This window comes from Rhodococcus yananensis, from assembly GCF_020515525.1.
GTDB classification, from domain to species: Bacteria; Actinomycetota; Actinomycetes; order Mycobacteriales; family Mycobacteriaceae; genus Rhodococcus; species Rhodococcus yananensis.
Window position 1 is genome coordinate 1 of sequence record NZ_JAIYEP010000039.1, and the last position, 23,769, is coordinate 23,769.

24 protein-coding genes are annotated in these 23,769 nt (G+C 69.2%); 16 read left to right on the forward strand and 8 right to left on the reverse strand.

The window, feature by feature from the left end:
* The 5 genes from LDQ05_RS11350 to dnaE all read left to right on the forward strand — a co-directional run.
* The coding region (locus tag LDQ05_RS11350) for a hypothetical protein (protein ID WP_226437067.1) at nt 1–254 on the forward strand (254 nt) is incomplete at its 5' end.
* Nucleotides 251–904, forward strand: a complete 654-nt coding sequence (locus LDQ05_RS11355; RefSeq protein ID WP_226437068.1) for a hypothetical protein — start codon at nt 251–253, stop codon at nt 902–904. The genes LDQ05_RS11350 and LDQ05_RS11355, both read left to right, overlap by 4 nt.
* Complete coding sequence (locus tag LDQ05_RS11360) at nt 904–1,713, forward strand: slipin family protein (RefSeq protein WP_264184854.1); 810 nt, start codon at nt 904–906, stop codon at nt 1,711–1,713. The genes LDQ05_RS11355 and LDQ05_RS11360 overlap by 1 nt, the downstream gene beginning before the upstream one ends.
* A complete protein-coding gene (locus LDQ05_RS11365; RefSeq protein WP_226437069.1) occupies nt 1,710–2,018 on the forward strand; it encodes a hypothetical protein in 309 nt (102 codons plus the stop codon). Before LDQ05_RS11360 ends, LDQ05_RS11365 begins: the two co-directional genes overlap by 4 nt.
* A 191-nt stretch (nt 2,019–2,209) precedes the next feature.
* Nucleotides 2,210–5,746, forward strand: a complete 3,537-nt coding sequence (gene dnaE, locus LDQ05_RS11370; RefSeq protein ID WP_226437070.1) for a DNA polymerase III subunit alpha — start codon at nt 2,210–2,212, stop codon at nt 5,744–5,746.
* A gap of 20 nt (nt 5,747–5,766) precedes the next feature.
* Here dnaE and LDQ05_RS11375 read toward each other — a convergent pair whose 3' ends face one another.
* Nucleotides 5,767–6,027 carry a hypothetical protein gene (locus tag LDQ05_RS11375; RefSeq protein WP_226437071.1) on the reverse strand — a complete coding sequence of 87 codons (261 nt, stop codon included), beginning with the start codon at nt 6,025–6,027 and terminating at the stop codon, nt 5,767–5,769.
* A 149-nt stretch (nt 6,028–6,176) separates the two neighbouring features.
* Between LDQ05_RS11375 and LDQ05_RS11380 the strand changes: the two genes are divergently transcribed.
* The 3 genes from LDQ05_RS11380 to ilvA all read left to right on the forward strand — a co-directional run bounded on the left by LDQ05_RS11380 (nt 6,177) and on the right by ilvA (nt 9,879).
* Nucleotides 6,177–6,611: a nitroreductase family deazaflavin-dependent oxidoreductase gene (locus LDQ05_RS11380; RefSeq protein WP_226437088.1), complete on the forward strand. Its 435-nt coding sequence runs from the start codon at nt 6,177–6,179 to the stop codon at nt 6,609–6,611.
* 83 nt (nt 6,612–6,694) lie between these two features.
* Complete coding sequence (locus LDQ05_RS11385; protein ID WP_226437072.1) at nt 6,695–8,461, forward strand: pyruvate dehydrogenase; 1,767 nt, start codon at nt 6,695–6,697, stop codon at nt 8,459–8,461.
* 74 nt (nt 8,462–8,535) lie between these two features.
* Complete coding sequence (gene ilvA / locus LDQ05_RS11390) at nt 8,536–9,879, forward strand: threonine ammonia-lyase IlvA (RefSeq protein WP_226437089.1); 1,344 nt, start codon at nt 8,536–8,538, stop codon at nt 9,877–9,879.
* On the opposite strand, the gene treZ is transcribed toward ilvA, so the two are convergent.
* Nucleotides 9,867–11,618: a malto-oligosyltrehalose trehalohydrolase gene (treZ, locus tag LDQ05_RS11395; protein ID WP_226437073.1), complete on the reverse strand. Its 1,752-nt coding sequence runs from the start codon at nt 11,616–11,618 to the stop codon at nt 9,867–9,869. The genes ilvA and treZ overlap by 13 nt on opposite strands.
* A gap of 97 nt (nt 11,619–11,715) precedes the next feature.
* Here treZ and LDQ05_RS11400 point away from each other — a divergent pair, with 97 nt between their 5' ends.
* Complete coding sequence (locus tag LDQ05_RS11400) at nt 11,716–12,375, forward strand: TetR/AcrR family transcriptional regulator (RefSeq protein WP_226437074.1); 660 nt, start codon at nt 11,716–11,718, stop codon at nt 12,373–12,375.
* A 13-nt stretch (nt 12,376–12,388) separates the two neighbouring features.
* Here LDQ05_RS11400 and LDQ05_RS11405 read toward each other — a convergent pair whose 3' ends face one another.
* The gene (locus LDQ05_RS11405; protein ID WP_226437075.1) at nt 12,389–12,796 is read right to left on the reverse strand and encodes a YchJ family protein; all 408 of its coding nucleotides are present in this window, start codon (nt 12,794–12,796) and stop codon (nt 12,389–12,391) included.
* A gap of 117 nt (nt 12,797–12,913) precedes the next feature.
* On the opposite strand from LDQ05_RS11405, the gene LDQ05_RS11410 reads away from it, so the two are divergent.
* The 3 genes from LDQ05_RS11410 to LDQ05_RS11420 all read left to right on the forward strand — a co-directional run bounded on the left by LDQ05_RS11410 (nt 12,914) and on the right by LDQ05_RS11420 (nt 14,214).
* Complete coding sequence (locus tag LDQ05_RS11410; protein WP_226437076.1) at nt 12,914–13,387, forward strand: TIGR00725 family protein; 474 nt, start codon at nt 12,914–12,916, stop codon at nt 13,385–13,387.
* 114 nt (nt 13,388–13,501) lie between these two features.
* The gene (locus tag LDQ05_RS11415; protein ID WP_226437077.1) at nt 13,502–13,723 is read left to right on the forward strand and encodes a helix-turn-helix transcriptional regulator; all 222 of its coding nucleotides are present in this window, start codon (nt 13,502–13,504) and stop codon (nt 13,721–13,723) included.
* Nucleotides 13,720–14,214: a DUF2029 domain-containing protein gene (locus LDQ05_RS11420; RefSeq protein ID WP_226437078.1), complete on the forward strand. Its 495-nt coding sequence runs from the start codon at nt 13,720–13,722 to the stop codon at nt 14,212–14,214. The genes LDQ05_RS11415 and LDQ05_RS11420 overlap by 4 nt, the downstream gene beginning before the upstream one ends.
* 45 nt (nt 14,215–14,259) lie before the next feature.
* Here the strand turns inward: LDQ05_RS11420 and LDQ05_RS11425 are convergent, their stop codons facing one another.
* Nucleotides 14,260–16,326 (reverse strand): acyltransferase family protein, encoded by a 2,067-nt coding sequence (locus LDQ05_RS11425; RefSeq protein WP_226437079.1) that lies wholly within the window; start codon nt 16,324–16,326, stop codon nt 14,260–14,262.
* 135 nt (nt 16,327–16,461) lie between these two features.
* On the opposite strand from LDQ05_RS11425, the gene LDQ05_RS11430 reads away from it, so the two are divergent.
* Genes LDQ05_RS11430 through bioD form a run of 3 tightly spaced genes read left to right on the forward strand, consistent with a single transcriptional unit; the run spans nt 16,462 to nt 19,624 of the window.
* Nucleotides 16,462–17,742 (forward strand): adenosylmethionine--8-amino-7-oxononanoate transaminase, encoded by a 1,281-nt coding sequence (locus tag LDQ05_RS11430; protein ID WP_226437080.1) that lies wholly within the window; start codon nt 16,462–16,464, stop codon nt 17,740–17,742.
* Between the two features lie 44 nt (nt 17,743–17,786).
* Nucleotides 17,787–18,926 carry an 8-amino-7-oxononanoate synthase gene (locus LDQ05_RS11435; protein WP_226437081.1) on the forward strand — a complete coding sequence of 380 codons (1,140 nt, stop codon included), beginning with the start codon at nt 17,787–17,789 and terminating at the stop codon, nt 18,924–18,926.
* On the forward strand, nt 18,923–19,624 hold the full coding sequence (gene bioD / locus LDQ05_RS11440; protein ID WP_226437082.1) for a dethiobiotin synthase: 702 nt from the start codon (nt 18,923–18,925) through the stop codon (nt 19,622–19,624). Before LDQ05_RS11435 ends, bioD begins: the two co-directional genes overlap by 4 nt.
* Before the next feature lie 13 nt (nt 19,625–19,637).
* On the opposite strand, the gene LDQ05_RS11445 is transcribed toward bioD, so the two are convergent.
* Nucleotides 19,638–19,862 carry a hypothetical protein gene (locus tag LDQ05_RS11445; RefSeq protein WP_226437083.1) on the reverse strand — a complete coding sequence of 75 codons (225 nt, stop codon included), beginning with the start codon at nt 19,860–19,862 and terminating at the stop codon, nt 19,638–19,640.
* A gap of 211 nt (nt 19,863–20,073) precedes the next feature.
* Between LDQ05_RS11445 and LDQ05_RS11450 the strand changes: the two genes are divergently transcribed.
* The gene (locus tag LDQ05_RS11450; RefSeq protein ID WP_226437084.1) at nt 20,074–20,712 is read left to right on the forward strand and encodes a pyridoxamine 5'-phosphate oxidase family protein; all 639 of its coding nucleotides are present in this window, start codon (nt 20,074–20,076) and stop codon (nt 20,710–20,712) included.
* A 30-nt stretch (nt 20,713–20,742) separates the two neighbouring features.
* Here LDQ05_RS11450 and LDQ05_RS11455 read toward each other — a convergent pair whose 3' ends face one another.
* From LDQ05_RS11455 to LDQ05_RS11465, 3 genes are all read right to left on the reverse strand, one after another.
* On the reverse strand, nt 20,743–21,723 hold the full coding sequence (locus tag LDQ05_RS11455) for an iron-siderophore ABC transporter substrate-binding protein (protein WP_226437085.1): 981 nt from the start codon (nt 21,721–21,723) through the stop codon (nt 20,743–20,745).
* Nucleotides 21,724–21,780: 57 nt separating this feature from the next.
* Nucleotides 21,781–22,908: a VWA domain-containing protein gene (locus LDQ05_RS11460; protein WP_226437090.1), complete on the reverse strand. Its 1,128-nt coding sequence runs from the start codon at nt 22,906–22,908 to the stop codon at nt 21,781–21,783.
* 74 nt (nt 22,909–22,982) lie between these two features.
* On the reverse strand, nt 22,983–23,769 hold a 787-nt coding region (locus LDQ05_RS11465; protein WP_226437086.1), incomplete at its 5' end, for a DUF5682 family protein.

Sequence of the window (23,769 nt, forward strand, 5' to 3'; positions counted from 1 at the left end):
CGTTCCTGTGGATCGCGTATCTGGGTGTGCGTTACGGAATCAAGGCCACCGCGACCGAACTGGAACCCGAGACGTTGTACGTCGAGGAGCATCCCGACGCCTACGAGGACCGCACCGGTATCCGGGTCGGCGCCGGCACCGGAATCGGAATCACCGACACGTCCGAGGACGAAACCGAACTCCCGGACTCCCGCAGCCGCTACGCCTCCGACCGCAGGGACGTTCCGGGCGACAGTGAACGGGAGGAGCCGTGACCGCCCTGAGCGCCGTCGGCTCCGACGTCTGGCTCGCCGCCGGCTACTGCCTGTTCATGGTCGCTCTCGGATATGCCATCGACCGGGTCGCCCGCAGCGTCGCCTCCGCATCGGAGGGCGGGTCCCTGTCGGGGTTCGTCTACCACGAGCATCACGACGCGTGGTTGTGTCCGGAGGACCAGTGGTTGTGGCCGCAGTCCTTCGACCCGGACAACCGGATCATGCGGTACCGGGCGAGCCCGACGGTGTGCAACAGCTGCCCCGTCAAGGACAGTTGCACCTCGTCGTACCTCGGCCGGGAGGTGCAACGATCGGTCGAAGCGTGGCCGGCATCGGAAGCCGCCCGCTTCTACCGCGGTATCGCCTGCGCGGCAGTGGTGTTCGGGTTCATCTGGCCGATCACCGTTGCGGTGAACGGGCCGGGTACGACGGGACTGCTCGTCCTCGCCGCCGCCGCGGTCCTCGCCGCGCTGATCAGTGTTCCGCTGTTCTCGCACCTGTGGCGCAGCAAGGTCCACATGCCCGAGGGCATGCGGTCACTGACCGTGGACGAATCGCTCGACGAGAACGAGGAAGCCGCCGCCGCGGCGGCCGGGCGACGCACCCGCTATGCGTCGGATCACCGAACGGAAGGGAAGGAATCGGCATGATGATCGCCGCTGTGATCGTCACGGTACTGGTGGTGTATCTGCTCGCCTCGGTGCGGATCATCAAGGAATACGAACGCGGGGTGGCCTTCCGCGTCGGGCGACTCCGTGCCCCGCTCGGACCGGGGGTCGTCGCGGTCCTGCCCGGGCTGGACAAGCTCGTCCGGGTGGATCTGCGCGTGGTCACCCTCACGATCCCGCCCCAGGAGGTGATCACCAGCGACAACGTGCCCGCCCGCGTCAACGCCGTCGTCCTGTTCAAGGTCACCGATCCGGTGCAGTCGGTGATGGCGGTGGAGAACCACGCCGTCGCGACGTCGCAGATCGCGCAGACCGCCCTGCGGTCGGTGGTCGGACGCACCGATCTCGACACCCTGCTCGCGCACCGCGACGACCTCAACGAGGATCTCGCCACCTCGATCGCGAAGCAGACCGAGCCGTGGGGTGTGGAGGTGCACGTCGTGGAGATCAAGGACGTCGAGATCCCGGAGGCGATGCAACGCGCGATGGCGCGTCAGGCCGAAGCCGAACGTGAACGTCGCGCCAAGGTCATCAGTGCCCGCGGGGAACTGCAGGCGTCGACGGAACTGCGTGATGCCGCCAAGACCCTCAGCGAGAGTCCGGCGAGTCTTCAACTGCGGTATCTGCAAACACTTCTCGAGCTCGGTGCCGATCAGAACTCGACGGTGGTGTTCCCCATTCCGATCGACATCGTGGGCCCGTTCCTCGACAAGTTCCGCACGCCGGCCGCGCCGGCGCACACCAACGGGCACCGGCCCGGCGTCACCGTCGACGGAAGCGAGCAGCGATGAGCACCGGTACCGCAGGCGCCGACCGTCCCGGACGCCGCATCGTCCTCGAACCCGTCCCGCCCGGATTCTGGGCGATCGTCGGTGGTGCGATCGTCGCCGCACTCGCGCCGCTGTTCGGGTTCCTCGTCGGCAGCATGATCGGCCTCGGTGACGACGGGGACACCGCTCCGCTGTTCCTGGCGCTGATCGTCGGGATTCTCGTCGGCGGTGCCGGTGTCGGTGCCGCGGTCCTCGGTGCCCGCCGCTACCTCCGGCACAGGCGGGCGGCGGGCGCCGGAGGCGACACCGACGGGACGTCCCACTGACCTGAGGGGTGCGTCGAGGTATCGGCGCGACGCTCTCGACCGCCCGGGGCAGGGGCGGTCGAGAGCGCCCGGCGCGGTGGGTGTCGCCATACCACCCGTGGGTGCCGCAGCGGCTGCGGTGTGCCTGACCGAGCCCGTCCCCGGCACGGCCTACACTCGTGATGCCCACTGACTTTCCGGGAGTGACACGCGTGGCTGACTCGTTCGTTCATCTGCACAACCACACCGAGTACTCGATGCTCGACGGCGCCGCGAAGGTCGGGCCGTTGTTCAAGGAGGCGGAGCGGTTGGGGATGACCGCGGTCGGGATGACCGACCACGGCAACATGTACGGGGCCAGTGAGTTCTACAACACGGCGACGAAGTTCGGGATCAAACCGATCATCGGTATCGAGGCGTACGTGGCCCCGGAGTCGCGGTTCGACACCAAGCGTGTGCTGTGGGGCGACCGCAGTCAGAAATCGGACGACGTGTCGGGTTCGGGTGCGTACACGCACATGACGATGGTCGCGGAGAACGCGACGGGCCTGCGGAACCTGTTCAAGTTGTCGTCGTTGGCATCCATCGAGGGACAGCTCGGCAAGTGGGCGCGCATGGACGAGGAGCTGATCGCCGAGCATCACGAGGGCATCATCGCGACGACGGGATGCCCGTCGGGGGAGATCCAGACCCGGTTGCGGCTCGGGCACGACCGTGAGGCGTTGGAGGCCGCCGCGAAGTGGCAGGAGATCTGGGGGAAGGACAACTTCTTCCTGGAGTTGATGGATCACGGACTGTCGATCGAACGTCGTGTCCGGGAGGGCCTGCTCGAGATCGGCCGCAAGCTCGACATCCGGCCGCTGGCGACGAACGACTGCCACTACGTCACCAAGGACGCCGCCGAGAACCACGAGGCGTTGCTGTGCATCCAGACGGGCAAGACCCTGTCGGATCCGACGCGCTTCAAGTTCGACGGCGACGGCTACTACCTCAAGTCGGCCCAGGAGATGCGCGCGCTGTGGGATTCGGAGGTGCCCGGCGCGTGCGACAACTCCGTTCTCATCGGTGAGCGTGTGCAGTCCTACGAGGACGTGTGGAAGCACCACGACCGGATGCCGATCTTCCCGGTGCCGGAGGGGCACACCCAGCAGTCCTTCCTGCGCCACGAGGTGCTGCGCGGCCTCGACCGGAGATTCCCGGGCGGCCCGCCGCAGGAATACCTCGCGCGCGCCGACTACGAGATCGGCGTCATCAACGAGATGGGGTTCCCCGCCTACTTCCTGGTGGTCGGCGACCTGATCAATCATGCCCGGGACGTCGGGATCCGGGTGGGCCCGGGGCGTGGTTCGGCCGCGGGTTCGCTCGTCGCGTACGCGATGGGCATCACGAACATCGACCCGATTCCGCACGGCCTGCTGTTCGAGCGGTTCCTCAACCCCGAGCGTGTGTCGATGCCCGATATCGATATCGACTTCGACGACCGTCGTCGCGGTGAGATGGTGCGGTACGCGTCGGAGAAGTGGGGCACCGACAAGGTCGCGCAGGTCATCACGTTCGGCACCATCAAGACGAAGGCCGCGATCAAGGACTCGGCTCGTGTGCAGTTCGGTCAGCCGGGTTTCGCGATCGCCGATCAGATCACCAAGGCGTTGCCGCCGCCGATCATGGCGAAGGACATCCCGGTGTCGGGTATCACCGATCCGAGTCACGAGCGGTACAAGGAGGCCGCGGAGGTTCGCCAGTTGATCGACTCGAACCCCGACGTGAAGAAGATCTACGACACGGCGCTCGGTCTCGAGGGGCTGATCCGCAATGCGGGTGTGCACGCGTGTGCGGTGATCATGTCGTCGGAACCGCTGATGGACGCGATTCCGGTGTGGAAGCGCGCGCAGGACGGCGCGATCATCACCGGCTGGGATTATCCGTCGTGTGAGGCCATCGGCCTGTTGAAGATGGACTTCCTGGGTCTGCGGAACCTCACGGTGATCGGCGACGCGATCGAGTTGATCAAGGAGAACCGCGGGATCGACATCGACCTCGACACCCTCCCGCTCGAGGACGAGGCGACGTACGAACTGCTGGCCCGCGGCGACACGCTCGGTGTGTTCCAACTCGACGGCAGCGCCATGCGTGACCTGCTGCGCCGCATGCAGCCGACCGGTTTCGAGGACATCGTCGCGGTGCTCGCGCTGTACCGGCCGGGTCCGATGGGCATGAACGCCCACAACGACTACGCGGACCGCAAGAACGGGCGGCAGCAGGTCAAGCCGATCCATCCGGAACTCGAGGAGCCGCTGAAGGACATCCTGAAGGACACGTTCGGTCTGATCGTGTACCAGGAGCAGATCATGCAGATCGCGCAGAAGGTCGCCGGCTACAGCCTGGGGCGAGCCGACATTCTGCGTCGAGCGATGGGTAAGAAGAAGGCCGAGGTCCTGGCCGCGGAATTCGAGGGCTTCGAGGAGGGCATGCTCGCCAACGGCTACGGCAAGGACGCCATCAAGGCGCTGTGGGACACGATCCTCCCGTTCGCCGGGTACGCGTTCAACAAGTCGCACGCCGCCGGGTACGGGCTGGTGTCGTTCTGGACGGCGTATCTGAAGGCGAACTACCCGGCCGAGTACATGGCGGGTCTGCTCACCTCCGTCGGTGACGACAAGGACAAGGCAGCGTCGTATCTCGCGGACTGCCGCAAGATGGGTATCACGGTGCTTCCGCCGGACGTCAACGCGTCCCGGGTGGACTTCGCGGCGGTCGGTGAGGACATCCGGTTCGGTATGGGCGCGGTGCGCAACGTCGGTGCGAATGTCGTCGGGTCGATCATCCGGGCGCGGGAGGAGAAGGGGGCCTTCTCCGATTTCTCCGACTATCTCGGCAAGATCGACGCGTTGGCGTGTTCGAAGAAGGTCACCGAGTCGCTGATCAAGGCCGGTGGGTTCGATTCGCTGGGGCATCCGCGCAAGGGCCTGATGCTCGTGCATTCGGACGCGATCGACGCGGTGATGAGCACCAAGAAGGCCGAGGCCATCGGACAGTTCGACCTGTTCGGTGGTGCCGACGCCGACGAATCGGTGACGTCGGTGTTCAACGTGAAGATCCCCGACGAGGAGTGGGACAGCAAGCATCGGCTGGCGTTGGAGCGGGAGATGCTCGGCCTGTATGTGTCGGGGCATCCGCTCAACGGTGTCGAGCACGTGCTGGCCGCGCAGGCCGACACTCCGATCCCGGCGATTCTCGAGGGCGACATCAAGGACGGCACGCAGGTCACGGTCGGCGGGATCCTGGCATCGGTGAACCGGCGGATCAACAAGAACGGTCTGGCGTGGGCGTCGGCGCAGCTCGAGGATCTCACCGGCGGTATCGAGGTGCTGTTCTTCCCGCAGTCCTACGCGGTGTACGGGATGGACGTGGTCGAGGACTCCGTGGTCCTGGTGAAGGCGCGGGTGTCGATCCGCGACGACCGGATCTCGCTGATCGCCAACGACCTCGCGGTTCCGGACCTGTCACAGGTGGGGGTGGCGAAGCCGGTGGCGGTGTCGATGCCGACCCGGCTGTGCACCCCCGACAAGGTGGGCGCCCTCAAGAACGTGCTGACCCGGCATCCGGGTACGTCGGATGTGCACGTCCGGCTGATCGCGGGGAGCAAGGTCACGTTGTTCAAGGTGGACGACAGTCTGCGGGTGGAGCCGTCGTCGGCGCTGATGGGTGATCTCAAGGCGTTGCTCGGGCCGGGCTGCCTCGCGAGCTGAGCGTCGTCGCCGGCGGGTGGCTACGGCGAGGTCGTGCCGGAGGTCTCGCCGGGCCGGTCGTCGCGGCGGTAGTGGGCCAGGCGCACGAACCAGGTGACGGTCGCGATCGCCGCCGCGCCGAGCACGGACGTCTGGGCGTCCGTCGTGACGACGGCGAGGATCAGCAGACCGACCGCGCCGACCGCGACGGCTTCGAGTTTGTAGAGGGGCCAGGCTGTTCCGGCGATGTCGACGGTCGCGATGCGGCCTCCGCGGCGGGTGAGCGGGTCGAGGGCGATCATCTCGGCTCCTGTCCTGTCGTCGCGGCTACCGGAAACTCCTGTCAGGGTCTCCGGATCAACGACTTCAGGATACGCGGACCGAAGAATTCGGGTCAACGAACTTTTCGACTGCGATGCGGTGGATCACAGTGACCGTGTTGACTGGTGGCATGCCTCTTTCCGGTGAATACGAGCCCAGTCCGTCGTCGTGGGCGGCCGACCAGGTCGCGAAGTACGAATCCTCGGGGGGCACCGAGGGCACCACACTCAACGGGATGCCGGTCGTCGTTCTGACCACGCGGGGAGCGAAGACGGGCAAGATCCGCAAGACCCCGCTCATGCGGGTCGAGCACGACGGGGTCTACGCGGTCGTCGCGTCGCTCGGCGGCGCACCGAAGAACCCGGTCTGGTACCACAACGTGGTTGCCGATCCGCATGTGGAGTTGCGTGACCGCACCGAGGTGCACGACCTGGTCGCACGTGAGGTCCACGGCGAGGAGAAGGCGCGGTGGTGGGAACGGGCGGTCGCCGCGTTCCCCGACTACGCCGACTACCAGAAGAAGACCGATCGCGAGATCCCCGTCTTCGTACTCGAACGTCCCTGATCGCTCGAACACCCCTGATCAGGCGGTGGGCCGCGTCCGCCCGCACGGCAGCAGGAGGCCCCGCACAGCAGCAGGAGGCACAGATGGCAGCACGTACCGTGGCCGATCAACTGGTCGGCCAGCTCGTCGATGCAGGTGTACGCAGGATCTACGGCATCGTCGGCGACAGCCTCAACCCCGTCGTCGACGCGGTGCGCCGCACGGGCGGCTCATCCGAGGGCGGAATCGACTGGATCCACGTGCGGCACGAGGAGGCGGCGGCGTTCGCGGCCGCGGCGGATGCCCAGCTCACCGGAGAGCTCGCGGTGTGCGCCGGTTCGTGCGGCCCGGGGAATCTGCACCTGATCAACGGCCTGTACGACGCGCACCGCTCGGGTGCCCCGGTCCTCGCCATCGCCTCGCACATCCCGTCGGAGCAGATCGGTTCGGGATACTTCCAGGAGACGCACCCCGACAGGCTGTTCGTGGAGTGCTCGACGTACACCGAGTTGATCAGCGGACCGGTGCAGGCACCGCGGGTCGTCCACAGCGCGATGACCCACGCGTCGGCCGGCCCGGGCGTCGCCGTCGTCACGCTGCCCGGCGACATCGCGTCCTTGCCCGCAGCCGGCACGGCCCCGCGACTCGTGCGTACCGGTGTGCCGACGGTCGTCCCCGCGGACGCCGATGTCCGCGCTCTCGCCGACGCGATCAACGCCGCCGACACGGTCGCGATCTTCGCGGGTGCGGGGGTGCGCGGCGCCCGCGACGAGGTCCTCGCGCTCGCGGATGCGGTCGGTGCGCCCGTCGGGCACAGCCTCCGCGGCAAGGAATGGATCCAGTACGACAATCCGTTCGACGTCGGCATGACCGGTCTGCTCGGGTACGGTGCCGCGCACGACGGGATGCACGGCGCGGATCTGCTCCTGCTGATCGGCACGGACTTCCCGTACGACCAGTTCCTGCCGGACGTGCGTACCGCGCAGATCGACATCGATGCGTCCCGGCTCGGGCGCCGCACCGACCTGGACCTGGCCGTGCACGGCGACACCGCCGCCACGCTCGGTGCGCTCCTGCCGCTCGTCGACCGCAAGTCCGACCGCCGCTTCCTCGACCGCACTCTCGAGCGGCACCGCGGGCTCATGGAGAAGGTCGTCGGTGCCTACACGACCCCGGTCAAGCAGCGCACCCCGATCCACCCCGAGTACGTCGCATCGATCCTCGACGATGTCGCGGCGGACGATGCGGTGTTCACCGCGGACACCGGCATGTGCAACGTGTGGTCGGCGCGGTACCTGAATCCGAACGGTCGCCGCCGGTTCCTGTCGTCGGCTCTGCACGGCTCGATGGCCAACGCATTGCCGCACGCGATCGGCGCGCAGATCGCCGCCCCCGGACGCCAGGTGGTGTCCGTGAGCGGCGACGGTGGCCTGTCGATGCTGCTGGGCGAGCTGATCACCGTCGTGATGTACCGGCTGCCGGTGAAGATCGTCCTGTTCGACAACTCCACGCTCGGCATGGTCAAACTCGAGATGCTCGTCGACGGTCTCGCCGACTTCGGCGTCGACGTACCGCAGGTCGACTACGCCCGCGTCGCGGAGGCCCTCGGGTTCCACGCGCGACGCGTCGAGGATCCCGGTGCGATCGAGCAGACCCTGCGCGAGGCGTTCGCGCACGACGGCCCGGCGCTGGTCGACGTGGTGACCGACCCGATGGCGTTGTCGTTGCCGCCGACCATCACGGGCGGACAGGTGAAGGGTTTCGCGTTGGCCATGTCGAAGATCGTCATGAACGGCGGGGTCGGTGAGGCCGTGCAGATGGCGAAGTCCAACCTGCGCAACGTGCCGAGGCCCTCGCAGTTCGGTTCGTGACCCCGCGTTGGCCCGAGGACCCCGTCGGTGGCAGCATTGAACGGGTGACGACAACCCCGCAGACCGCAGATTCGATGACGCACGCTGCAGATTCGGTGCGTGAGATCGCGCTGAACGTGGCCGACATCGATGCGGCCGCGGAACGGATCGCGCCGGCGGTCACCGCCACTCCGCTCGAGTCGAGCCCGCGACTGTCGGAGCTCACCGGTGCTCGGATCTACCTCAAACGTGAGGATCTCACCCGGGTGCGTTCGTTCAAGCTGCGCGGTGCCTACAACGTGATGGCGCAGCTCAGCGAGTCCGAACGCGCCGCGGGGGTGGTCGCGGCGAGCGCCGGCAACCACGCGCAGGGTGTGGCGTACGCGTGCCGTTCGATGGGGATCGCCGGGCGGATCTTCGTGCCGACCCGCACCCCGAAACAGAAGCGCGACAGGATCCGGGCGCACGGTGGGGAGTTCGTCGAACTCATCGCGGTCGGCGACACCTTCGACGCGGCCGCCGCCGCCGCCGAGGACGACGCGCGCCGCACGGGGGCGACGATGATCGCCCCGTTCGACGACGTGCGCACCGCGGCGGGGCAGGGCACGATCGCGCGGGAGATCCTCGATCAGCTGCCGTCACCACCGGACCTCGTGATCGTGCCCGTCGGCGGTGGGGGTCTCCTGGCGGGTATCGCCGCGTACCTGCACGAACGGTCGCCGAAGACGTCGATCGTCGGTGTCGAACCGGCGGGGGCGGCGTCGATGACGGCGGCGTTGATCGCCGGTGGGCCGGTGACGTTGCCGGAGGTCGAACCGTTCGTGGACGGCACCGCCGTCAAACGCATCGGTGATGTGCCGTATTCGGTGGTTGCGCGTCTCGGCGCCGAGGCCGTGTCGCACTCGAGCCTGCCGCTGGTGGCGACGATCGTGCAGGATTCTCTCGGTGCGGCATCGTTCGGGATGGGGCAGATCGACGAGGGTGCGGTGTGCACCGCGATGCTCGAGCTGTACCAGAACGAGGGGATCATCGCGGAGCCCGCGGGGGCGTTGTCCGTCGCCGCGCTCGAACAGTTGCGGCTCGAACCGGGGGCGACGGTGGTGTGCCTGATCTCGGGTGGCAACAACGACGTGTCACGGTACGGTGAGGTCATCGAACGGTCGCTCGTGCACCGCGGACTCAAGCATTATTTCCTCGTCGACTTCCCGCAGGAGCCGGGCGCGCTGCGTCGCTTCCTCGACGAGGTCCTCGGGCCGGACGACGACATCACGCTGTTCGAGTACGTCAAACGCAACAATCGCGAGACGGGTGCGGCGCTCGTCGGTATCGAGCTCGGGACCGCCGACGGTCTCGCTCCGCTGCTCGCGCGCATGGACGCGTCGCGCATCGATGCGCAACGACTCGAGCCGGGTTCGCCGGCGTACCGCTATCTGACCTGATCGGGGGTCGGCCCGGCGGCATCGAAGACGGTGAACGAGTGCCCGGGGATCAGGGCCGCCGAGCGTGTGCGATTGACGACCGGTGGTTCCCACGAGATCAGCGGTGTGCCGCCGACGGGGACGGTGACGGGATCGGGACCGAGATTGCAGGCCACGCGGATGTCGCCCCGGTACACGACGATCCAGCGTTCGTCCTCGTCGTAGTCGACCTGAAGGTGGTCGAGCCACGGATCGGTCGGCTCGGGTCGTGACCGACGCAGGGCGAGCAGGTCCCGATAGCAGGTGAGCAGATCGTCATGCCCCGGTGCGGTCCGTTCGTCCCAGCGCAGTACCGCGCCTCGGAAGGTGGCCGGATCCTGGGGGTCGGGAACGGTGTCGGCGTCCCAGCCGTGTCGGGCGAACTCGCTGCGCCGCCCGGCCGCGACGGCTGCGCCGAGTTCGGGTTCGGGGTGCGCGGTGAAGTACGGGAACGGGGTGCTCGCGCCCCACTCCTCGCCCATGAACAACAGGGGAGTGTAGGGCGACATCAGGATCAGCGCCGCTTTGATCGCGAGTTGCCCGTGGTCGAGGTAGCGACCGGGACGGTCGCCGAGCGCGCGGTTACCCACCTGGTCGTGCGTGCACGTGTACGCCAGCAGCGAACTCGCCGGGGTGCGGCGGGTGTCGATCGGGCGTCCGTGGACACGCCCGCGGAAGCTGGAATACGTTCCGGCGTGGAAGAATCCGTGTCGAAGGGTGCGGGCCAGGCAGTCCAGCGATCCGAAATCGCCGTAGTATCCCTGTCGTTCACCCGAGACGGCGGCGTGCACGGCATGGTGGATGTCGTCGTCCCACTGGGCGTCCAATCCGTGCCCGCCTGCAGAGCGCGGCGTGATCAGACGTGGATCGTTGAGGTTGCTCTCCCCGATCAGCGTCAACGGGCGCCCGAGATGCGCGGAGAGGCTGAATGTTTCGATCGCCAGCTCTTCGAGAATGTGGGTTGCGGAGTGGTCGAGCAGTTCGTGTATCGCATCGAGACGCAGTGCGTCGACGTGGAAGTCGCGGAACCAGCGCAGCGCATTGTCGATGATGTAGCGGCGTACCCGAGTGGAGTCGGGACCGTCGAGATTGACGGTCCGGCCCCACCTGCCGGTTCCGGTGAGGTACGGGCCGAACCGACCCAGATGGTTTCCGGACGGTCCGAGGTGGTTGTACACCACGTCGAGTATCACACCGAGTCCGCGCGCGTGCGCGGCGTCGACGAAACGCTGCAGTGCGTCGGGTCCTCCGTACGGCTCGTGCACGGCGTACCAGAGGACTCCGTCGTAGCCCCATCCGTGGGCGCCGTTGAACGCGTTGACCGGCATCGGCTCGACGAAGTCGACGCCGAGGTCGACGAGATGATCGAGACGGTCGATGGCGGCGTCGAGGGTACCGGCCTCGGTGAACGTACCGATGTGCAGTTCGTACACCACGCTGCCGGGGAGTTGCCGACCCGTCCACGCCGCGTCGTTCCAGGCGGCGGGATCGAGTCGGTGCAGCTGCGAGAGTCCGTGCACTCCGTCCGGTTGGCGTGCGGACCGGGGATCGGGCAGCGGGTCGGGGTCGTCGTCGAGAAGGTATCCGTACCGTGCATCGGGGGATGCGTCGACGTCCGCGCGCCACCAGCCGTCGTCGTTGCGACGCATCGGATGCGGTGTCCCGTCCACGAGGACGCGGACGGTGCGGGGGAGCGGCGCCCAGACCTCGAAGGTGTGCATCCGCCCAGCATGCCCCTTTGCATGTGCGGCCCGCAGCGGCACCGCGAACAGTTTCCGCTGCATCGTCGGTGCACTGGATGCTGTTATGGTGAGTGCGATGAGCGACCGTGCCGCCGACGACCGCGCCGCGAAGCGGCGTTATCGTTCGCCGCTGCGCGCGGACGCGGCCCGTCGTACACGTTCGTCGATCCGTGACGCGGCCGCGCGGCTGTTCGTCCGCCGCGGTTACGTGAGTACGACCGTCAAGCAGATCGCCGAGGAGGCCGGTGTCGCGGTCCGGACGGTGTTCACGGCCTTCCCCGACGGGAAGGCGCAGTTGTTCCGGGAGGCGCTCGACGAGGCGGTCTCCGGTGGGGTGGACGATGCGGGTCGGCCACCGGTGCGGCGGCCCGCCGAGCGTCGCGACAGCGCAGCCGATCTCGTCGTCGAGAAGGTCGTCGGTCACGGCACTGCGATGCTCGAACGCGCCGGTGACCTGCTCATGACCTCCGTCGAATCGTCGGGCGCCGACCCGGACATGCGCCGGTTCGCACGCGACGATGCGCGGGCGAACGCCGACAACGCGCGCACGATCGCGGAGGGCCTGGCTTCCAGCGGGTGGCTGCGCAACGGTGTGGGAGTCGACGAGGCGGCCGACGTGCTCTACGCGTTGAGCTCACCTCAGGTGCACGCGCTGTTGCGCCGTGACTGCGGCTGGAGCGTCGACCGCTACCGCACGTGGATCGCCGACACGTTGCGCGCAACGCTGCTGCGCTGAGGACAGGGGTTCGTCAGTCGGTGTCTCCGGCGTCGTCGAGGTACGACCACCGGCCGTCCACGCGGACGAAGCGACTGTGTTCGTGCAGCGTTCCGGGAACCCCGGCGTCGACGTAGTGGGCGCGGAACTCGACGGTCCCGGCGGTGTGCAGGAACCCGCCGCCGCCGGTGTGCAGGATCTCGAGTCCGGTCCAGCGCACCTCCTCGTCGAGGGTGAGCGAGGCGGGGCGTCGATCCGGATGCCAGGTGCGCAGCAGGTGGGACCGATCACCGACCGCGAAGGCCGTGTAGCGCGACCGCATGAGCGCTTCGGCCGTGGGCGCGGGTTCGCCGGCGAGGAACGGCCCGCAGCACTCGGCCAGCGGTACGCCCCGTCCACACGGGCAGGGTCGTTCGGTGGGGGAGTCCGGTCGCGGGCGCACACCGACATTGTCGTCGATCGCGCCGGCGGCGCCCGCGCCGGGGCGGAGTTCGTGAAAAGACGTGCCGGTTGGTGGGATCCGTGCGAGTGCGGACGCGTGGTGGAGGAGAATCCGGTCATGCACATGCAGCGCTACGTCGGGGTGGTCGGTCCGGGCGAGGCGACACCCGAACAGCGAGGGATCGCGCGTCAGGTCGGTGGTCTGCTCGCGGGCCGGCGGGCGACGGTCGTCACCGGCGGCCTGGGCGGCGTGATGGCGGCCGCGTCCCGGGGCGCGATCGAGGCCGGAGGTACCACGCTCGGGTTGCTGCCCGGCGACGATCGTTCGGAGGGCAATCCGTACCTGACGGTGGTGATCCCCACCGGGCTCGGCGAGATGCGCAACGCGCTGCTCGTGCGGAGCTGTGACGCGATCGTCGCCGTGGGCGGGAGTTGGGGGACGATGAGCGAGATCGCGCTCGCGGTCCGGACGGGTGTGCCGGTCGTGGCGATCGGAGGTTGGCGGATGCCCGCGGGCGGGGTGCTCGACGTCGAATCCCCCGCCGAGGCCGTCGAGTGTCTCCACGCGTTGTTGTGGCGCAAGGAGCCGTGACCGCGCCCGTACCTCCGGTGCGTCGGAGGTTCGCCGCCGCGCGGAGGTCGGGCCCCGGCACCCCGAAAGACAAGTGTCCTTGACATGAAATGACAAGTTTGATTGACTTTTTGCGTGGTCGGAACACCTCGGGGCAACAACGTCCGTGAACACCGCAAGAGAGCGCGGCTCACTCAGGCGGAGTTGGGCGGCGTCGTCGGCGTCAGCCGTCAGAGCATCGTCTCGACGGAGAAGGGCGACTACGCACCGAGCGTCTATCTCGGATTGCGGCTCGCCCGCGCACTCGGGACGACCGTCGAAGAACTGTTTCCGCTCGAGGAGGAGGCCCCGCGATGACCGCGCTCATGAGGATCGCCCGTGAGATCGGCGATCTCGACGACGAGTTCTACGCCGACGAACGCCAACGCGACGTGTGGAACGAGGCGTCCGCCGTGGGATTCCAGTTCGTCCAGTGGGTGGCCCTCGCGGTGGGCGCGACACTGCCGTGGCTCGCCGGACCGACGGGTGCCCGCGTCGCGATCGGCGTTCTCGCCGTGTGGTTCGTGGCGTCGCTCGTCGTCATGACGTACGCGAGGGCGCGGGACGTCGACGTGAACGTCGTATCGAAAACCCTGCGTCCCCGCGTGATGCTGGCGATGGCCCTGTACCTCGCGGGGGTCGCCGGGATCTGGCTGCAGCTCGCCGGTCCGGTCGGTGAGGAGACGGAGACGGTCGCGGGTGCGGTCGTTGGGGGAGCGGTCGGTGGAGGTGTCGCGATCGCGCTGATCGCCTGGAACCGCCGTCGCGTCCGGCGGCGCGAGGCGATGGAGGACGCACTCGACCTCTAGACCACCGGCCCGCGGTGCACCGTCCGCCGAATCGTCGTCCGTCCCTCACCACCAACCGGTGGCGGGTCCCAGCCGTCGGTCGAGGGCGGGCGCCAGTGTCCGTACGTAGGTCGTGGTCAGGTGGTCGTCGTCCCGGTAGATCAGGACGTTGCCCTCGGCGACCCGGCACACCTCGGTCCGGCACAGCGAATCGGACAGGTCGATCAGTCGTACCGACGGCAGGTGCGCGGCTGCCGCCACGGCGGGGTCGACGGGGTCGAGGGCGTCGGCGCGCGGCACCGCGCATGTCGTGGCGGTGCCGCCGGAGGCCAGACAGTCCGCGGCCGTGTACCCGACTCCGTCGTCCTTCAGCCACGGATTGTCGCGGATTCCGACGACGTCGATGCCGTGATCGGCGAGGGTCTCCCACAGTTCCACGTACCAGAACGGTGTGAAGTCGCCGGGGCCGTCGCCGTCCTCCTTCGGACGGGTGGACGTGGTGAACGCGAGGTCCGGTGGGTCGGCGGCGAGTTCGGCGAGCACCTTCGTCGACCACCTGTCGCATTCGACGGTCGGGGACTCCTCGACGAGGGGGGACCGCGGATCCGACAGGGGGCAACCCACCTTCAGGTAGGTGTCGATCCGGAAGCCGCGCTCACGGCCGATGATGTCGAGCGCGCCGAGCCAGTGTTCGGAATGGGATCCGCCGACGAGCGCCATCCGCCGGGTTGCCATCGGGTCACCGTAGGTGCAGGTGAGGGGTTCGCGGTTGGTGTGCTGCGCGATGCACCCGTCATGGGTGGACGGGGGCAGGTCCCGGTCGGCGACGAGCAGCGGCGGATACACCCGGTCCGGTTCGGTCGCGTCCGCGTCGATCGCCGCGGCACCGGGATGCGTCGCCGCCGGTGGTTGCGCGGAGTGTTCGACGCGTTCGGCCGCCCGGTCGACGTGCGCGACCCAGCCCGTCGACGCCGCTGCGAGCGTGATGCCGGCGAGCGCCGAGGTGGCGACCACGACGGTGCGCCAGCGTCCGGTGCTCGACGTGCGGATCGGTGTCTCCACCCACCGTGTGGTGGCCTCGGCGAGGACGAGGGAGGCCGCGATCACGGCGAGGCCACCGAGCAACCCCACCGACGGGTGTCCCCGCACCAGCAGGTACCCGATGAGCAGCGGCCAGTGCCACAGGTACAGCGCGTACGCGATGGATCCGAGCCGCACCAGCGGGCGCGACGACAGCACCGCGGCGGTGGGCGTGTCGGCGGAGGACGCGGACACACCCGCGACGATCAGCGCGATCGTCGCACCGATCGGGACGAGTGCCCACGGCCCGGGGAACAGGGCGCCGCCGTCGAGAACGATCCCGCACCCGAGGATGATGATCAGGCCGATCAGGCCGAGCAGGATGCGCACGGCGCGCGGTACCCGCAGTCGGGGTGCGATGCACGCCAGCAGACCGGCCGCGGTCAACTCCCACATCCGGGCTCCGCTGTCGTAGTACGACCACGACTGCGGCGCCGTCGACAACGTGGCATAGGCGAACGAGGCGGCAGTGAGTGCCGCGAGCACGACGGCGAGCGGTGCCCGCACCGGCATGTTCCACCGGCGCAGCATCCACGCGACGGTGAAGACCACGACGATCGCGCCGAGATAGAACTGTCCCTGCACCGCGATGGACCACAGATGCTGGAGCGGGCTGACCATCGGATCGGCCGCCAGGTAGTCGCTGCCGGTGCGCGCCAGATGCCAGTTCTGGAAGAACAGCAGTGACGCGCGGCTCTGTTCCGCCACGCGGTACCACTGGGGGAACGGCACCAGTACGAGCGCGGCGACGGTGGTCGCGGCGAGCACCAGGATCAGGGGTGTGAGCAGCCGTCGGCCGATGCGCCGGAGCACCGGCCTCGGGTCGAGGGGTGCCCCCGATTCGGCGACGCGCAGCAGCGACCCGACGAAGAAGAATCCGGACAGGGCGAGGAACACGTCGACGCCGCCGGAGACCCGGCCGAACCAGACGTGGAACGCCACGACGAGGGCGATGGCGAGGCCGCGCAGACCGTCGAGGTCCGCGCGGTGGGCGGGGCGGACCGTCGCCGCCGGAGCCGAGACCTCGCTCGACGGTGAGGTGTGGACGATCATGCAGCCTTTCCCGATCACATGCCTGCTCGGCGGGTCCCGACTCCCACAGAGCCGTTGCACTGAGCGTGGCGCACTGCAACCTCGGCATTCTACGGGGTGTCGGGGTGCTTTCACCAACCGCCTACAGTTCGAGGCGTGGTTGAAGCCTTTCTGAACCCGGACCGTGTCGCCGCGCTGGACGCGGCCCATCTGTGGCATCCGTACGGCGCGTTCCCGCCGTCCACCGAACCTCTGGTCGTCGATCGGGCGGACGGCGTCCGCCTGCATCTCGCCGACGGTCGCGTCCTCGTCGACGGCATGAGCTCGTGGTGGGCGGTCGTGCACGGCTACCGACATCCGGTGCTCGACGCGGCGGTGACCGACCAGCTGTCGCGGATGAGTCACGTCATGTTCGGTGGACTCACCCACGCGCCGGCGGCGCGTCTGGCCGAGCTGCTCGTCGAGATCACTCCGGACGGCCTCGACAAGGTGTTCCTCGCCGATTCGGGGTCGGTGTCCGTCGAGGTCGCTGTCAAGATGGCGTTGCAGTACCAGCGGGCGGTCGGTGCGCCCGGGCGCACCCGGCTGCTCACCTGGCGCGGCGGTTATCACGGCGACACCTTCGCGCCGATGAGCGTGTGCGACCCCGAGGGCGGCATGCACGCGTTGTGGACGGACGTGCTGGCCCACCAGGTGTTCGCGCCGGCACCGCCCCGCGAGTTCGACGCGGCCTACATCGCCGCATTCGAGAAGATCGTCGTCGACCACGTCGACGAGCTCGCGGCGATCATCGTCGAGCCGGTCGTGCAGGGCGCCGGTGGCATGCGTTTCCACCACCCCGGCCATCTGCGCGAACTCCGGCGGATGTGCGACGAGCACGGTCTGCTGTTGATCTTCGACGAGATCGCGACCGGATTCGGCCGGACAGGTGAGTTGTTCGCCGCCGACCACGCCGGCATCGCCCCCGACATCATGTGCGTCGGCAAGGCCCTCACGGGTGGGTATCTGACGCTCGCGGCGACGCTGTGCACATCGGAGATCGCCGCGGCGATCAGTGCCGGTGAGGGGGGCGGGGTCATGCACGGGCCCACCTTCATGGGCAATCCGCTCGCCTGCGCGGTCGCGGTCGCGTCGACGGAGCTGTTGCTCTCGCGCGACTGGCGCGGGGAGGTCGCCGCTCTCGGGGAGGGGCTCGATGCCGGTCTCGCACCGGCACGCACGTTGCCGGGTGTGCGGGATGTGCGGGTGCTGGGCGGGATCGGTGTGATCGAACTCGCCGAACCCGTCGACATGCGTGCGGCCACCGCCGCGGCGGTGGCGGAGGGCGTGTGGTTGCGGCCCTTCCGCAATCTGATCTACGCGATGCCGCCGTATGTGAGCAGCAGCGACGACGTCGAGCGGATCTGCCGCGGGATGGTGGCGGCCGCGTCGGCGTGACCGCACCCTCGCTACTTGAACGGTGTTCAAGTAAGGTGCGGGGCATGACGCATTCCGCCGCGCTCGACTGGCTCGACACCGCCGCCGCGACCCGCCGGTCCGCGGGCCTGCACCGCGAGCTGCACGCGCGCACCCCCGGAGCGGCCGTCGTCGATCTCGCGTCGAACGACTATCTCGGTCTCGTCCACCACCCGGAGGTCCTCGCGAGCGCCACCACCGCACTGCGGCGGTGGGGCGGCGGATCCACCGGTTCGCGTCTGGTCACCGGTACCACCACCGAGCACGAACTGCTCGAACGCGAACTCGCCGAATTCGTCGGAGCAGAATCCGGGCTCGTCTTCTCGAGCGGCTACGCCGCGAACCTCGGCGCCGTCACCGCACTCGCCGGCAGGGACTGCCTGATCGTCTCGGACGCCGGGTGCCACGCGTCCCTCGTCGACGCCTGCCGGCTGTCGCGGTCGCGCATCCAGGTCGTCCCACACGCCGACGTCGCTGCCGTCGCCGCGGCGCTGGCCACCCGCACCGAATCCCGCGCGCTCGTGCTCACCGACTCGGTGTTCAGTGCAGAAGGCGATCTCGCGCCGCTGCTCGCACTGCACCGGGTGTGTCGGGACCACGGCGCGCTGCTGCTCGTCGACGAGGCCCACGGTGTGGGAGTGCGCGGAGCAGGGGGTCGCGGCCTCGTCCACGAGGTGGGCCTCGCCGGCGAACCGGACATCGTCGTCACCGCCACCCTGTCGAAGTCGCTCGCTTCCCAGGGGGGGATCGTGCTCGGCGACGCGCGGATACGTGAGCACCTCGTCGACACCGCGCGGACCTTCATCTTCGACACCGGTCTCGCACCCGCCGCGGTGGGAGCCGCGCGCGGCGCGCTCGCAGTGCTGCGCCGAGAACCGGACCGTGCCGCCGCGGTACTCGAGAACGCCGCGCACCTCGCGGCGGTGACGGGCGCGGCGGATCCGGAGTCGGCCGTGGTGTCGGTGATCCTCGGTGATCCGCACGTCGCCGTCGAGGGCGCCCGGCAGTGCCGTGAACTGGGGGTGCACGTCGGCTGCTTCCGACCGCCGTCGGTGCCGGCGGGCACGTCGCGGCTGCGGCTGACCGCGCGCGCGAACCTGACCGCGGCCGACCGCGGTCTCGTCGAGCGGGTGCTCACCGAGGTGCTGACCGGAGCCCGCGCGTGAGCGTGCTGTGTGTGACGGGAACGTCGACCGACGTCGGGAAGACCGTCGTGACGGCGGCGCTCGCGTCGTCCGCGGTGGCGGCGGGGCTGCGGGTGGCGGTGTGCAAACCGGCCCAGACCGGCGTGGCCGACGACGGGCCCGGGGATCTGCAGGAGGTGGCGCGACTGGCGGGTCCCGCGGTGACCCTCGCGGAGTGCGCCCGCTACCCGGAGCCGTTGGCCCCCGACACCGCTGCGCGCAGGAGCGGGCGTCCGTTGCTGGCGGCGGGCGACGTGGTCTCGGCGGTGCGGCGACTCGACGCGGAACACGACCTGACGCTCGTCGAAGGGGCCGGGGGTGTGCTCGTGCGGCTCGGCGCGGACGGTTTCACGATCGCGGACGTCGCCGCCGAGGTGGGGGCACCCGCGGTGATCGTCGCGGCCGCCGGGCTCGGCACCCTCAATCACACCGCGTTGACGGTCGCGGCCCTGCGCGCGGCGGGGGTGTCGTGCCGCGGGGTGGTCGTCGGTGCGTGGCCGGACGATCCGGGGCTCGCCGAGCGCTGCAATCTCGACGACCTTCCGTCGGTGACGGGGTTGCCCGTGCTGGGCCGTGTGCCGTCCGGCAGCGGGCGGCTCGATCGTGCGGGGTTCGCGGAGGGTGCCGCGCGGTGGTTGCCGGCGGGGTCGTTCGTGGGGGAGGGTGTCGGCGACCGCTGACGTCGTGCGGGGATCAGATCAGGAGGGTCGCGCACGTGACGGTGATGAGGATGGTCGCGGCGATCACCGCGACCATCCAGATCGACCCGGTGATGACGGCCGGTCCGGACGAGGCGGCGGCCGCGCTCACGGCGAGGGTCGTCGTCCACCGTCGACGAACCGTGGTGGGTTCGTCGTACGGTGCGCCCGGATCGGTGTCGCGGGGTCCCGATGCTCGCGATGGTGCGCTTGTGGCCATGCGGAGGCTTCTCTCGAGGATGACTGTAGGGGTCTCCTACGGTCGAGGTCCAGTATTCGCGGGGCAGCGCCACGGACGTAGAGCATTAGGTCATCGACCTGCACCGACCGAGGTGAGCAACACGGTCCCGCCCCGGTCGAAACGGTCGTGTGAGCCGCGGACCGCCGCGGCAGGACACAGTCGGTATCGTCATCCGCCGGAGGTGGTCGACGTGGAGCGGACGAGAATCGACACGCTGGTGCGGGAGAAGATCGACACCGTCGCGCAACTCGAGGCGGCCGTCGGGGAGCCGTCCCCGGCGATGCGGAACAAGACCACCGCGTACACGACCCCGCTGATTCGCGAGTTCATCGCGCACGCCCGGTTCTTCGTCCTCGCCACCGCCGACGCGGCCGGCAACTGCGACTGCTCGCCCCGCGGCGATCTGGTGAGCACCGTCCTCTTCCCGGACGAACGGACCCTCGTCCTCGCCGATCGGCCCGGCAACCGGCGCGCCGACTCGTACCGCAACATCCTGGAGAACCCGCACGTGGGGATCCTGTTCATCGTGCCCGGCAACGAGGAGGTCGTCCGGGTCAACGGCACCGCGTCACTGACCACCGACCCCGAACTCCTCGACGAACTCGCGATGAACGGCAGGCCGGCCCAGCTCGCGATGATCGTGCGGATCGACGAGGCGTATCTGCACTGCGCGCGGGCGTTGCTCCGCGCGAAGCTGTGGGACCCCGAGTCGTGGCCGGATCCGTCCACCGTGCCCGCCATCCGCGACATGCTCGCCGAGCAGCACCGCCTCGACGTCACCGACCTCGAACCCGCCCGGCAGGAGGCCTACCGCGCGCACCTGTACTGACCGATGCCGGTCGCCGGACCCCGCGTCCGGTCAGCCGACGGTGTCGGCGAGCTGCGGCACGAGTTGCTCGATCGCGAACGGAATCGACAGGGCCGAGTCGAGCGAGATCGCGTCGGCGATGTCCGAACCGCTGTCGAGGACCAGGAACCGGCCGTCGCGCACGGCGGGGATCTGCTGGAACACCGGGTTGTCGGTGACCTCCGACGAGTCCACGTAGATCGGCATCACGACGAGCAGGTCCGCGTCGAGCATCCCGAGGTTCTCGTCGGAGATCGGGATGAAGAAGTTGTCGGTGTCGACGGCCTCGACGGCCGGATTGTTCGTGAACCCGAGATCCTGCATGAACTGGACGCGGGCGTCGCGGGACACGTAGGCACCCCACCCGTCGGAGGTGTACGACGCGACGGTGACCGTCTTGCCCGCGAACTCGGGATGCGCGGCGGCCGCGTCGGCGAACTGTTGTCCGATCGCATCGATGAGTGCCTCGCCGGTCTCGGGTGCCCCAAGTGCCGCAGCGATCATGGTGATCTGGTCGTCGCGGGGGGTGAGATACGCGGTCGCGCCCTCCGGCGGCCCGACCGTCGGGGCGATCTGCGCCAGGGTGTCGTATCGCTGCTGCTCACCGGAGGCCGCCACATCGAGGATCAGGTCGGGATCGAGGGCCGCGATCTCCTCGAACGACGGGTCGACGGTGCCGACGATCACCGGTGGCTGCGTGTACACCCCCTGCGCCCACGGACCCACACCGTCACCACCGAACGCCAGCCAATCGCTCGCGCCCACCGGTTGCACTCCGAGCGCCAGCGCCGTCTCGGCGTCACCCCACCCGAGCGCGACCACCCGTTCGGGTTGCGACTCGATGCGTACCTCACCGAACATCGTGTCGACGGTGACCGGGAATGCGCCGCCACCCGCGGTCCCGGCCTCGCCGTCGGTGTCGGACCCGTCGGATCCGCAGGCGGCGAGGGCTAGCCCGGAGGCGGCCGCGACCGCTGCCAGACGAAGTTTCACGGCGGACCTCGCTTCTCCCGGTCGGTGGACTGAGGTGATCCTAACCCGTCGTGGGGGTCACAGGGACCGGGACCACGCGGCGACGTCACCGCGTTCGAGTGCGAGCGCCAGCAGATCCGGGAACCTGTCCGGGGTGCACGCGAACGCCGGGATCCCCAGGCCCGCCAACGCCGCCGCGTTCTCGCGGTCGAAGGAGGGGGCACCGTCGTCGGACAGCGCGAGCAGCACCACCACCTGGACGCCCGAGTCCCGCATCGCCGCGACCCGTCGCAGCATCTCGGCGCGGATACCTCCCTCGTACAGATCGGAGATCAGCACGAACAGCGACTCGGTGGGTCGGGTGATCAACGACTGGCTGTAGGCGATCGCACGATTGATGTCGGTGCCGCCACCGAGTTGGGTGCCGAACAGTACGTCGACGGGATCGGCCAGTTTCTCGGTCAGATCCACGACAGCGGTGTCGAACACCACCAGCGATGTGCGCAATGCCTGCATCGACGCGAGGACCGCCCCGAACACCGACGCGTACACCACGCTCGACGCCATCGACCCGGACTGGTCGATCGCCAGCACCACATCGCGTTTCACCGCGCGGGCCTTGCGCCCGTAGCCGATCAACCGCTCCGGCACGACCGTGCGGTACTCGGGCAGGTAGTGCGCGAGGTTCGCGCGGATCGTGCGGTCCCAGTCGATGTCCCGCAGTTTCGGATTCGACGTGCGCGATGCCCGGTCGAGCGCCCCGGACACGGCCGCACGCGTGTGCTGCGCGATGCGTTCCTCGACGCTGCGCACGACCTTGTCCACCACGGTGCGCGCGCTGGCCTTCGTGGTCTCCGGCATCACCCGGTTCAGACTCAACAGGGTGCCCACGAGATGCACGTCGGGTTCGACCGTGTCGAGCATCTCCGGTTCGAGCAGCAGTTGTGTCAGGCCGAGCCGGTCCATCGCATCGCGCTGCATCACCTGCACGACGGACGTCGGAAAATACGTGCGGATGTCGCCGAGCCACCGTGCGACCCGCGGAGCGGACGCACCCAGGCCCGCGGCGCGGGCGGCGCCGGCGTCGCCGGTGCGACGGTCGTAGAGCGCGGCGAGTGCCGCATCCATCGCCGAGTCGGACGCGGAACCCAGTGTGCCGGTGGAGTCCTCGGCGACCTCCCCGAGCAGCAGCCGCCACCGCCGCATCCGCTCCGCGGAGACGGAGGTGCCGTCCACCGCGGTGTCCGGATCGGTGGCCGCAGCGAGAGCGGATTCGAGTGTCATGCGGAAACCCCCAGGATCGTGACGACGGCACCGGTCGCGCGCTGACCGCGGGCGATGTCGGTCCCGCGCGGGCGACGGAGGCGGTTGCCTCCGCGGATCACCGCGCCGAGCGTGGCGCGTTCGCCGGGCTCGAATCCGCCGAAGGTGCGACGCAACACGGGCAGAACGTCCACGAATTCACGATCGTGCAGGCCCGTCACCCAGTCGTCGATCAGTGCGAGCAACGCCCGATCGTGTACGAGCAGCAATCCGCCGCCGCCGACGAAGCCGTCGAGCCAGCGTGCCTTCGCGGCCGGTTCGGCACCCACGGACAGGGCGCGCGATACCCGGGTGGCGGTGGCATCGGCCCCGAGCCGGCCCATGTCGCGCAGCACCCGCACGGTGCGTCCGGCGAGCGCGCCGTCGACGTCGTCGCGGTCGGCGACCGAGGCCAGGGCGTCGAGCCACCGCCGCGTCGCGTCGACGTCGTCGCGCAGGGCGAGTGCGGCGTGGACCGCGTCCATCGCGCGGCGCAGACCGTCGGCGGCCTCGGTGTCCAGCCCGGTCACGGCCGCCGGGAGGCCCGCGCAGATCCGCACCAGCAGGGCATCGGTGACACGGGTCAGCGACGACAGATCGGTGCCGCGGACATCGCCGTAGCGCAGCGTCCGGGTCAGGGTGGGTAGCGCCGACATCAGGTGCACGACGTCGCGGTCGAGTGCCGCGGCGGCGTCGACCGCGACGAGCAGCGGTGGCACGCTCGCGGTGAGATCGGCGAGGAGGACCCGCTCGAGCAGGTCGACG